Annotated in this window: 11 protein-coding genes; 8 read left to right on the top strand and 3 right to left on the bottom strand. The window is 56.4% G+C overall.

What is annotated here, in order from left to right; genetic code table 11:
* Nucleotides 1–944, top strand: a 944-nt coding sequence (locus HFM78_RS13895) for a glycoside hydrolase family 3 N-terminal domain-containing protein (RefSeq protein WP_287130050.1), incomplete at its 5' end; no start/stop codon positions are given.
* Here HFM78_RS13895 and cofG read toward each other — a convergent pair.
* The 3 genes from cofG to HFM78_RS13880 are packed head-to-tail and all read right to left on the bottom strand — an operon-like array spanning nucleotide 909 to nucleotide 3546.
* On the bottom strand, nucleotides 909–1874 hold the full coding sequence (cofG, locus tag HFM78_RS13890) for a 7,8-didemethyl-8-hydroxy-5-deazariboflavin synthase subunit CofG (RefSeq protein ID WP_287130049.1): 966 nt from the start codon (nucleotides 1872–1874) through the stop codon (nucleotides 909–911). The genes HFM78_RS13895 and cofG overlap by 36 nt on opposite strands.
* A complete protein-coding gene (gene egtD / locus HFM78_RS13885) occupies nucleotides 1841–2830 on the bottom strand; it encodes an L-histidine N(alpha)-methyltransferase (protein ID WP_287130048.1) in 990 nt (329 codons plus the stop codon). The genes cofG and egtD overlap by 34 nt, the downstream gene beginning before the upstream one ends.
* A 14-nt stretch (nucleotides 2831–2844) precedes the next feature.
* Complete coding sequence (locus tag HFM78_RS13880) at nucleotides 2845–3546, bottom strand: DUF3153 domain-containing protein (RefSeq protein ID WP_287130047.1); 702 nt, start codon at nucleotides 3544–3546, stop codon at nucleotides 2845–2847.
* 148 nt (nucleotides 3547–3694) lie between these two features.
* Between HFM78_RS13880 and rplC the strand changes: the two genes are divergently transcribed.
* The 7 genes from rplC to HFM78_RS13845 all read left to right on the top strand — a co-directional run bounded on the left by rplC (nucleotide 3695) and on the right by HFM78_RS13845 (nucleotide 10056).
* Nucleotides 3695–4333 (top strand): 50S ribosomal protein L3, encoded by a 639-nt coding sequence (gene rplC, locus HFM78_RS13875; protein WP_287130046.1) that lies wholly within the window; start codon nucleotides 3695–3697, stop codon nucleotides 4331–4333.
* A 20-nt stretch (nucleotides 4334–4353) separates the two neighbouring features.
* Nucleotides 4354–5025 (top strand): 50S ribosomal protein L4, encoded by a 672-nt coding sequence (gene rplD / locus HFM78_RS13870; protein WP_287131279.1) that lies wholly within the window; start codon nucleotides 4354–4356, stop codon nucleotides 5023–5025.
* The gene (locus HFM78_RS13865; RefSeq protein ID WP_287130044.1) at nucleotides 5018–5320 is read left to right on the top strand and encodes a 50S ribosomal protein L23; all 303 of its coding nucleotides are present in this window, start codon (nucleotides 5018–5020) and stop codon (nucleotides 5318–5320) included. Before rplD ends, HFM78_RS13865 begins: the two co-directional genes overlap by 8 nt.
* 84 nt (nucleotides 5321–5404) lie before the next feature.
* Nucleotides 5405–7189, top strand: coding sequence for a tetratricopeptide repeat protein (locus HFM78_RS13860; protein ID WP_287130043.1), 1785 nt, complete (start codon nucleotides 5405–5407; stop codon nucleotides 7187–7189).
* Between the two features lie 35 nt (nucleotides 7190–7224).
* Nucleotides 7225–8574 carry a hypothetical protein gene (locus HFM78_RS13855; protein WP_287130042.1) on the top strand — a complete coding sequence of 450 codons (1350 nt, stop codon included), beginning with the start codon at nucleotides 7225–7227 and terminating at the stop codon, nucleotides 8572–8574.
* Nucleotides 8574–9002, top strand: a complete 429-nt coding sequence (locus HFM78_RS13850) for an SRPBCC family protein (RefSeq protein ID WP_287130041.1) — start codon at nucleotides 8574–8576, stop codon at nucleotides 9000–9002. The genes HFM78_RS13855 and HFM78_RS13850 overlap by 1 nt, the downstream gene beginning before the upstream one ends.
* On the top strand, nucleotides 8995–10056 hold the full coding sequence (locus tag HFM78_RS13845) for a Gfo/Idh/MocA family protein (RefSeq protein WP_287130040.1): 1062 nt from the start codon (nucleotides 8995–8997) through the stop codon (nucleotides 10054–10056). The genes HFM78_RS13850 and HFM78_RS13845 overlap by 8 nt, the downstream gene beginning before the upstream one ends.
* Nucleotides 10057–10222: the final 166 nt, after the last annotated feature.

Here is a 10222-nt window from a genome sequence, read left to right as displayed (position 1 = left end):
GTGTCAAACATATTCCTGGTCATGGCGACGTGGACCGCGATTCTCATCTAGAATTACCCGTCCTCTCCACCCCCAAGACCGTGCTAGCCCGAGACCACTGGCCTCCGTTTCAGGCTCTGATTAGGGCGGGGGTCGAGACGGCGATGGTGGCCCACCTCCAGGTCCCGGCGTTGGACCCGATGGGCTGCCCCGCGAGTCTTTCTAGACCCATCGTGACGGACCTACTCCAGACCCAGTGGGGGTTTCAGGGGGTGGTCGTGACCGATGCTCTGACAATGCAGGCGATTACTGACCGTTATAGTCCGGCAGAGGCGGCGTTGTTGGCTTTTCAGGCGGGGGCGGATATTCTGCTGATGCCCCCAGACCTCGCTACGGTCCATCGTGCATTAGAGACTGCCGTGGCGACGGGAGCAATCACTCCGGCACGGATCGCCCACTCGCTCCAGAAGATTCACCGACTCAAAACCAGTCTGCGCCCCCCCCAACCCGTTGCCTGGGCGGACCATCGCCACGGTGCCCAGCGGCTTTTTGCCCAGAGTTTGCAAGCCGTGGGTCTCCAACCCTTACCCGCCCAGTCTGAGTGGGTCCATGTGCTCGTCCTCCCTGAAGGTGAAGCCCCCACGGGTCCACTGCTGGATTTGAAACCCACGGTGCTGACCCCAGCGAGTCCGGTTAATCACTACCCCAGTGCGGGAGTAGTTTTTGTCCACCTGATGTTGACCACCGGGCCTTACCGCTCCTGTACCCGGCTCCCGCCCAATTTACAGACCTACCTCACTACCACGTCTGCCCGGTGTATTGTCCTGAGCTATGGCAATCCCTACCTACTCCAGGACCTCCCGCCCACCCAGGAACGCCTTTATGCTTACAGTCCGCAACCGGAAGCACAACGGGCCGTAATAGATTTTTTAGGTAATTTTATTACCCTGGAGCACCCGATATAGGACCGCCGCTACTAGGGAACTAACCGTAGACCAGAGGTGCGGATAGACCGGGAGGCGGGGTTGGAGTTGCCAGCCCCAGGACTGCAACTGGCTCTGGAGATGGGCTAGGTCGGGTTGTTCATAGTCGGGGTTGACCACATCCATGGGGCTAATCCCGCCTAAGTCCGTCACGCCAGTCTGTAAGAGTCCGGCTAGGTCTGTAACTAGGTTGGGCGGGACCTGGAGGGCGATGGTGGGGCCGAGAATTTCACGGGCCACTAGGACGAGTGCTTGGAGTTCGGCGGGGGTAATCTCGGTGCCGCTGAAGGTTTGCTGGGTGCCCCGGCGGTGGGGCTGGAGAATGACTTCTTGGATGTGTCCGTACTGCTGTTGGATCGTGGCGATGGCCTCTAGGGACTGGACGCGCTCGGTCTGGGTCTCGCCAATGCCTAATAGCAAACCAGTCGTGAAAGCAATCTTTAATTCACCTGCCCAAACCAGTTGTTCTAGGCGCAATTGGGGAATTTTGCTGGGGGCGAGACGGTGGACCGGGAGGGGGGCAATATTCTCTAGCATCAAACCCAGACTGGCATTTACAGTTTTGAGGCTCTGCATCTCGTCATAAGTCAAAATCCCGCAGTTGGTGTGGGGCAAGAAGCCCAGTTCTAACGCCAAAGCGCCTAGGTCATAGAGCATTTGGAACCACTGGGGGCGGCGCGGGTCCTGGGGGTGGACTTCACCAGAGAGAATCAGGATTTCGACAATACCCTGGTGCTGTAAGGGCAACAAGATGGTCCGTGCCTCAGCAACCGAAAGCCAAGCGGCCCCCCGGTCCCGGCGGAAATTACAGTAGGTACAACGATTAAAACATTCCTGGGTCGGGACCAGGGTGAATGACGGACTATAGGTGATTACGGTCAAGTACGCCGACAGAGTAACAGACCAAACCAACCCTGGGGGTCCTGCCAAACCTTGACAGTGGGTAGTCCTAGCTCCGTCAATAACCCCCCTAGCTCCGTTAGATCAAACTTACGGGAAGACTCGGTGTGGATCGTCTCCCCAGCCGCAAATTCCACGGTTAGATCCAACTTACTTAGATAGACACTCTGCGGACACAGACTTCGTAAATGCATCTCAATCTGGTGTAGTTGCTTGTTATAAAAAGCCCAGTGTTCAAATTGTGTCAGGTCAAAGTTCCCATCAAAATCCCGGTTCAACCGCGCCAACAGGTTCAAATTGAAGGCCGCTGTCACACCTTGACTATCGTTATAGGCTGCTTCCAAGAGCGGGACCGCCTTCCGCAGGTCAACCCCCAACAAAAAATAATCCTGCGGTTGGAGGGAGTCAGCAATCTTGGCTAAGAAAGTCTCACATTCTGCTTGGGAGAAATTTCCTAAAGTACTCCCCAAAAACACCAAGAGCCGTCGCGACTCAAAGCGGGGTAAACGTGCCCAGACCCCCTCATAATCTGCAACCACGCCCCGCACTATCAATTGGGGATAATCCGCTAAAAGTCGCTCCGCACTACTTTGCAGGATCGTCGGACTGACATCCACGGGCACATAGACCAAGGGATACTGCAATTGGACCAACGCATCCAGTAAATAGGTCGTCTTAGTGGCACTCCCCGAACCCAACTCCACCAACTCGCAGGGTCCCGTGGTCTGAAAAATCGGGACCGCCGCTGTTTGCAAGATTAACGCCTCGGTCCGGGTGGGATAATACTCGGGTAGCTCACAAATCGCCTCAAACAAGCGCGAACCCGTTTCATCATAAAAATACTTGGGTTGTAGGAACTTAGGGATACTGCTCAGGCCTGTGACCACATCTTGACGATAGGTCTGGGCAACTGGGAAATCTTGAATCTCTAACCTGGGTATAGACAGCATCAAACCCACTCCGCGCATCGCTCAAGTTTACTCTAGCGACGTAGACCCAGCACCAGGACCGCCCCGAGTGCCAAGACACAAAGGACCATCAAACCAGGGATATTGGGTAACAAAAAGCTCAGACTGAGCGGGTTGGGCGCGTCGGGTTGGATAACCCAGATGAGGGTATTGCCCGTGGTGCGGGTGGCATTGGTGGAGAGCGCGGCGAAGGGTAGGGTAATCGCTAGTTCACAATTAATCAAACCATCGGCTTGGAAGGTCAGGGCACCGTTGCTCAGGGGGAGCCGCGCAAGGTTAGTAAGGTCCAAAACCCCATTTAATTTGTAAAGTTTCACGACGAAAAAATTCTGTTCCTCTAGCTGAAAAGACTGGATTGTGCTGCGGACTGTGGAGGATGAACCCGCGCTTGATTGGGCCGTATCGCCAAAGAATTGACCCAGTTTCCCCTCGACCTGCTGGAGTTCTCGAAAAGGAATAACTACCTGGAGGATACGGGGGTCCTCTTGGCGGTCCAGGTAACCCCCAGCCCGCGCCGCCCGTTCCTGGACTTGTTCTTTGAGGTCGGCAATATTGGCGCGAGCCAGACTAGCCAAAAACGGGTCCACTTGGAGCTGCTGAATAATCGTCCCACTGCCATCCCAGCCCAATTCCAGCCCGAGCCGATAATTGACACATCCGGTCAGAGTAAGCAGGAGGACCAAAAATCCTAGACTTTTGTGGAGCAATGGTTTCAAGGGTGGGCTGGCAAGATCCATGGCCTACCTTACCTTACTCATCAGAATTTGCCACTAGGTATCTTAAAAAATCCTAGACAGAGCTGCAAAATTAGCCTATGTTAGATCTTTGTGACCTTCGGGTCCGTGCAACCATGGAGTAACGGCTGTGGCGTTGGGGTTATTAGGCCGGAAGTTGGGGATGACCCAAATTTTTAGTGAAAGCGGAGAAGCGATCCCCGTCACGGTAGTCGAGTGCGGGCCGTGTATCGTCACCCAGGTGAAAACCCAGGACAAAGACGGCTACAACGCGATCCAAGTCGGGTTTGGCAACGTCAGCGAGAAGGCTTTGACCCAGCCAGAACTGGGCCACCTCAAAAAACATGAAATTGTGCCCCTGCGCCACCTCCAGGAATTTCGTCTCGACGCGCCGCCGACGATGAATGTTGGCGAGGAGGTCAGTCCTGACCTTTTTATGGCCGGTCAAAAAGTAGATGTGCGGGGGCTGAGTATCGGTAAAGGTTTTGCCGGTACCGTCAAACGCCACCACTTCGGGCGTGGTCCCAAATCTCACGGTTCTAAGAACTACCGCGCACCGGGCTCCATTGGGGCCGGGACGACCCCAGGCCGGGTTTTTCCAGGGGTGCGGATGCCGGGACGGATGGGCAACAAACAGGTGACAGTGCTGAAGTTGACCGTGGTGCGGGTGGATGCAGAGCGCAAGTTCATCATCATTAAAGGGGCACTCCCTGGCTGTGAGGGGAACCTGCTGCGGATCACCCCGACAAATCTGGTAGGCGGTAAATAAGTTATTCAAGGATGCGGACAATGACAGCGAGTGTGGTCAAGAATTGGGCGGGCGAGGCGACCCCCACCGAAGTTGAATTCAGTCTCCAAACGGCGCGGCCCGAGAGCAAAGGCCACGTGGTCTGGCTCGCCCTCAAGCGGCAACTCAACAACCGCCGTCAGGGGACCCATTCCACCCTGACCAAGGCTGAGGTCCGGGGCGGGGGCAAGAAGCCCTACAAACAAAAGGGGACGGGCCGCGCCCGGATGGGTTCGATGCGGACGCCTTTGCGCCGGGGTGGTGGGGTTATTTTTGGTCCCAAACCCCGTGACTATGACCTCGCCATGAACCGCAAGGAGCGTCGTCTAGCCCTGCGGACCATTCTCCAGGAGCGAGCGGGTGACATCATCGTGGTGGAGGATTTCATCCAACAACTCGAACAACCCAAGACCAAAGAACTGGTCCTAGCCCTCAAACGTTGGGGTGTGGCTCCCGGTGAAAAAGTCCTCCTCATCCTGGAATCCAAGCAAGATACCCCCTACCGCTCCGGTCGGAATGTCCCCTATCTGCGGATCATCACGGCCCAGAACCTCAATGTCCACGATCTACTCCACGCCGACCAGATCATCATGACAGCCCCAGCGGTGGCCTTGGTCCATGAGATTTTTCAGCCCAAGCCCCCAATGCTCCTAGAGGAGGTCTTCCATGCGTGATGATACCCGCCACCAGTACGCGGATGTAATCCGTCGCCCTCTGCTTACCGAAAAAGCAATCAAGATGCTCGAAGAGGGCAAGTACCTCTTTGAAGTCCATCCCAAGACCAACAAAACCGAAATCGGTCAGGCCATCACCAGTCTTTTCGGGGTCAAGGTGGTCAAGGTCAATACCTACAACCCCCCGCTCAAGCGCAAAAAAGTAGGCCGTTTCGCTGGGGTCAAACCCACCTACAAACGGGCGGTGGTTACGCTGCAAGAGGGTGATTCAATTAAGCTCTTCCCCGATGCCTAATTAATTCAACATAAATAATCAGAGATAGAGGCTGTCTAGCTACCATTGATAGGCAGCCTCTATTATTTCATCCAAGAAGAACGCATGACGCGCTCAGACTACAAAGCTCTCGTTTATGAATGCGCTGCCGCCATGTCTCCCGAGGCGATTGAACGGATTTTGAGTGAACCCTTGGCCCAGGATGCGGCGGGCTTTGAGGATTACCTCGGGCAGTTTGTGCGCGGGGAAATAGACCCAACCGAGCGGACCCTGGCGAAAAAAAAGTTACCCCGGCAGACCACCTTAGATAAGATTTGGCAGACCTGGGAAAAATTGCGCCATAGCCAACGCGATAACGTGCTGGACTTGTTAGCGACCCAGTTAGTCCGTGCCCCGCTGGGGACCGAGCTTGCAAAACTTGTGGCGGCCCTAGACCCCCTAGAGAAGGTCTACACCAACTTCGATTTCAGTAAGCCCCAGCGAGTCGTGGAGTTTTTGCAGTTTTTACGGGAGCGCAATATTGATACTGAACCCGCTAAATTTCAAAGACTCGATAGTTTGATCAATGGCTGTAGGCTGGGGGTCCAGGGCTGTGCTGAGGTCAATCAGGCAATTTTAGACTGGGCCTACGAACCTCAGCAGCCCCGGATTAGTTTTGGACAGAGTGAGGGGCCGTGGCTCGCTTGGGGCCGTAAACTCAGCCATCCACCTCTCAAGGCGTTTCTGGGGGCGGTGGGCCAGGGGAGCCTGCGCGAATTTTTGGGGGCGAACCTCAAGTTACTGGATGAACCGCTCTGGCTGGAGTTCGCGTTGGTCCTGCGTTACGCCGAATTTACGCTGCTGGACCTATTTGAGCAGCGCATCATGTCTGGGCGGGAGGGGGACCGGCTCGCCAATGCGACCTACATGACCTTCCTCGGGGTATGGGCAGAGTTGGGCTTTGAGCTGGCAAATCTAGAATCACCGTTGATGGAAGTGAGCTATCAAGTCGGGTTGCAGGTCCTCAAGGAATTTGCTCAAAGGCCCTATTTCCCGCTCTACGGCCCGCTTTTGGTCAGTCTGAGTGGGGCGGCCTTGGGTGAGGCTGTGGTCCATCTCCGTGAACCCCTCCACGAAGTCGAGGACATCCCGGAGATGGCGAAAATTTATAACTTGCTCGGCTGTGCCCTGCGTTATCAAGGTCGTCCCCAGGAAGCCGCCCAGTTTTTTGAAATCGCGACTGCCCTAGCCCAACGCCATGCCCAGACTCAAACTGAAGCGGCCTGTTATGTCAATAGCGGCTGGGCCTTAGTTGAGCGTGGTTCACCCCGCGAAGCCCTGGTCCTCCAGGAAAAAGCCCTAGTCTTGACGCGCACGGTCGGGCATCGGGTGGGGGAGTCTCATACCCTCGTCGCCCTAGGTCACACCCTGGCGGCTCTGTACCGTCATCCCGAAGCGATTGATTACCTGAACCGGGGGCTGGGATTGGCACGGGACTTAGGAGAGACCCCAGCGGAGAGTTTGGGTTTGTTGGGACTGGGGCTGGTCTATGAGGCGACGGAACGCCACAGTGAGGCAGTGACAATGCTGATGGAAGCCCGTGACCTCTGTGTACGGACTCAGGATCTCGCCGTGTTGGGGCAGGTCTTTTTGGCCTTGGCGGAGGCTCAGAAGTCGCTACAGAAAACGAAACTGGCGGTCCAAGAAGGAGTCCAAGCTCTCCTGTTACTCCATCGGCTGCAATCACCACGCTGGCGGCAGGCGGGCGGGCTGTTGGTAGTCCTGCGGGGGCAACTGGGGGAGGAGGCGTTTGCAGAAACGCTTAAGAGTGTCACCGATGGCATGTCCCAGGGCGGGTTCCAGCGACTCTATGAGCATGTCTTGGGCCTATTGACAGAATTCAACCGTTGACCTTGGTAAGCTAGAGGGGTGGTCAGGGGTGAACGGTGCAAGAGCTACCCGCGCAATACGCCACAATTCGTTCCTTGGTCCGGCAACGGGTGGCGGAGCGGTTTGTCGAACGGGTGCCCCTCTTGATGGCGGGGGCTAGAGTCCAGTTATTAACTGAGCATCACGCCCAGGAAATGTTGGTGGACCCCAGCACGTTGCACCAGGAATTTAATTCCTTGGAGGAGGGGACACTTTTTTATCATCGGCTTTTTGAACGTTATTTCTGGTTGACTCGTGAGCCAGCGGGACCCTTTAGTTTTTATGAACGCCATCTGATTCGCGCTACGGTTGCTATGCACGTCTGTATGGATGTGGCTCTTGAAGCTTGGGGGACCGGGGCGGCGGACCCATTTTCCTATTTACTCGCACCGGGAGACCATACCCTGTCGGCCTTTTTGCAGTCCACGCCCGGTCAACCCGTGAACTACCAGCCCGGTTGGTTGGTACAAATTCTCGAAGTGATGCGGCAGTTAGTACGGGCGACTTTTGAGAACCAGCCCTTACAAGTCGGGGTCCTGATTGACCCGCAACGCTGTCAAGGCAAACCCCCAGCCGGGAGTTTCTCGGCGCATCTTTTGGAATCCAAAGTTTTTCAGCGGCTCAGTGACGGTCAAAATCTCGTTTATCTCACCGATCAGCGGGGAAACTTGGTGGAGTTGTTGGATTTCAGCCAACAGGATTGGTCCGCCACGGCTGATACGCCGCCGCTCTACCCGACCATGCACGCCAAACACGCAATTGCCACCAAGAAATCCGGCAGTATTCTTTTATTGTTGACGGCCCAGGGTTCGGTGCAGATCTTCTGGCAAGGGGAGTGGGCCTTTGAGTTGCGGCATCAGGGCTGGCGGCTCTTGGACCTGGGAACTAAATATAAGCATCTGGTCGCCCATGTCGGGACCCTGTTGGCTCCGATTCTCTTTCAAACTGCCGTGGACCTCGCAGCAAGTCGTCACGGCGCGATCCTCTTGGTCCTGGATGACCCGGAGAAACGTCACCAACTGTTGATGCAGAAGGATGACCTGCGCGGCGGTGGCCCGGACCCGACCTACCCGAAAACTCTTTTACATTCGCTGGTCGCTAATATCCCGGTCCCCCAGATGAGTCCAGCGTTATTGGCAAATCTCGCTAACTTAGACGGGGCGGTGGTTCTGGACCGAGAAGGGCATCTGTTGAGCTTCGGGGCCATCCTCAAAAATCCCGCCGACGAACTGCTTTTTAGTGATACTTCCGAGGGTGCCCGCACCAAGACCGCCCGTCTGTCCTCGCGCTACGGCTATGCAATCAAGGTTAGTCAAGACGGTGAACTGACGGGTTATTACCACGGGCATTTGGTCTGGCGGACTTGATGCTAGAACGTACCGTGGAACTCGTCGTGGCGGCTCCGGTAGCAAAAGTCTATGAACTCTGGGCCGACCTCAAAAATTTACCCCAGTGGATGCAGTACGTGGACCGAGTGAGCCTTGACCCAGTACGTCTAGGCTATTCCCAATGGCGGTTTGGTCGAGAGCCGCTCTTCGTCGAGTGGACCGCCCGGATTACCCGCAAGATCCCCCTGCGCTTGGTGGCTTGGGAATCCGTGGCGGGACTGGCTAACCGGGGTCAGATTGAGTTCTTTCCGGTGGCGGCGGGTTGTCGGTTGCGCTTGACGGTGGCGGTGGCGGCTCCGGGGGGACTGGTCGGGGCGTTTATCCAACAAGTGGGCTTGGGTCATTGGCTGGATGAGAACCTGCTCGCGGACTTGAAGCGATTTGCGCGGTTGGTGGAGCATGGCTAAACTCCGCCTAGGGGTGATTGGGATTGGTTGGTGGGCAACTGCCGTTCATGTACCCGCGTTACGTCAAGCGGGGGCCGAAGTAGTTGCCATTTCCCGCCGCGATCCCGTACGGCTAGCCGTGGCGCAACAGGCCCTCGGGGTTCCCCAGGCTTACACGGACTGGCGCGAACTTTTGGCCCAACCCTTAGATGGCGTGATTGTCAGTACCGCCCACCATGCCCACATGGAACCGACTTTGGCGGCTTTAGCCCAAGGCTTGCCAGTTTTAGTTGAGAAACCCTTGGCTTTGACCTCTAGCGATAGTCAACGGATGGTCAGTGCGGCTGAACAGGCGGGGCAACTGTTGATGGTGGGCTACAATGCCCGTTGTTTGGGGTTATTCAGAACCGTCCAGCAAGCCTTGGCCCAGGGTCTGATTGGGCAAGTGCGGCAAGTAAATTTAGTTTTTTCGGACAACTACCGCTGGTTCTGGGAGGCTGAGCGGGTGCCCCCAGCCATGACCGCGATGTTGCGGGCTTCCGGGGTGCCCGAGGGCTTGATGGGGGACGGCAGTCTGGACCAGTATTGGCGCAGACAGCCAGAACAGATGGGCGGCGGGATGTTTGCGGACATCGGCAGTCATTGGGTGGATCTGGCTTTGTGGCTCGGGGGTGCGCCAGCGGTGACGGTGATGGCCTTGACGGAGCGGGCGGGTTTGGCGGTGGATTGTTTTGTGACCGCCCAGGCACGACTTGCCAATGGGGTCCTGGTTAGTTTGACCGCTGGGGCCGGGGTTGCCGGGAAATCGCAACGGCAGTTGACGGTGTTGGGGGACCAGGGTTTATTGACAAGTACTTGGTCGAGTTGGGATATGACGGAAGTACAGGTCCAGCAAAAGGGAACTATCACGGCCCTAACCACCCAGTTCTCTGACCTCACTCCGGCAGCAGCCTTTGTCCAAGCCCTCAGGGGTGGACCCAACCTCGCCCCGGCCCAGCAAGCAGCCCACGCCGTCGCCTTTACCGAAGCTTGTTATCGTTCTGCCGACTCGGGAGCCTTGATTCATCTGTCATAGTCTCAACGCCCCGGTGGTCTCGCCCTCAGCCTCCTAAAACGGCGTTGCACAAGCAGCTAATGAAAGTGGGGAGAAGTGGGATTTCCCCTGTTTTTAGGTAATGCACTACCAACCGTAAAGATAACTTCCACATCGCCTTGCTCTTTGCGTAACCAAGACGCTTGCG

The organism is Candidatus Cyanaurora vandensis, from assembly GCF_013285555.1.
Taxonomy (GTDB): domain Bacteria; phylum Cyanobacteriota; class Cyanobacteriia; order Gloeobacterales; family Anthocerotibacteraceae; genus Cyanaurora; species Cyanaurora vandensis.
This window is presented reverse-complemented; position numbering and strand designations above follow the sequence as displayed.